Source organism: Lactobacillus rodentium (assembly GCF_003423665.1).
GTDB classification, from domain to species: Bacteria; Bacillota; Bacilli; order Lactobacillales; family Lactobacillaceae; genus Lactobacillus; species Lactobacillus rodentium.
Window position 1 is genome coordinate 1 of the sequence record NZ_BFBY01000036.1, and the last position, 380, is coordinate 380.

Sequence of the window (380 nt, forward strand, 5' to 3'; positions counted from 1 at the left end):
CAGTTTTATTATGACGTAGTCCTAGATCCATTTCTTTTTTCGCTTTAAGAGGATTAAGCACAACATATTCATAACCGTAATCTTCTAGAAAAGCTTGCAGTCTACGTGAATAAACACCAGTAGCTTCAAAAATAATTTGTGGTTGTTTAGTAAAGGCAGCTAATTCGTGAAGCAATTTAATAAAACCAGGACGATCATTAGTAATGGTAAATTCATTTTTACTTTCACCAATTAGCTCACAAATAGTAGAAGTAGACTTACTTACATCAATTCCAAAAGTAACTTGCATAATATAAACCTCCTAAGTATGAGTAGTAAAACGTATTTACTTAAGAAATCAGATATAATTTTCTAAACTCGACATCAAAGTGTCCACATTC

The 380-nt window shown here is 31.3% G+C and carries 1 protein-coding gene; it reads right to left on the bottom strand.

All coding sequences use genetic code 11. The features are described from left to right. Positions 1–289: IS110 family transposase (locus tag LrDSM24759_RS07655; protein ID WP_157964255.1), on the bottom strand; the 289-nt coding region annotated here is incomplete at its 3' end. Between the last annotated feature and the right edge of the window lie 91 nt (positions 290–380).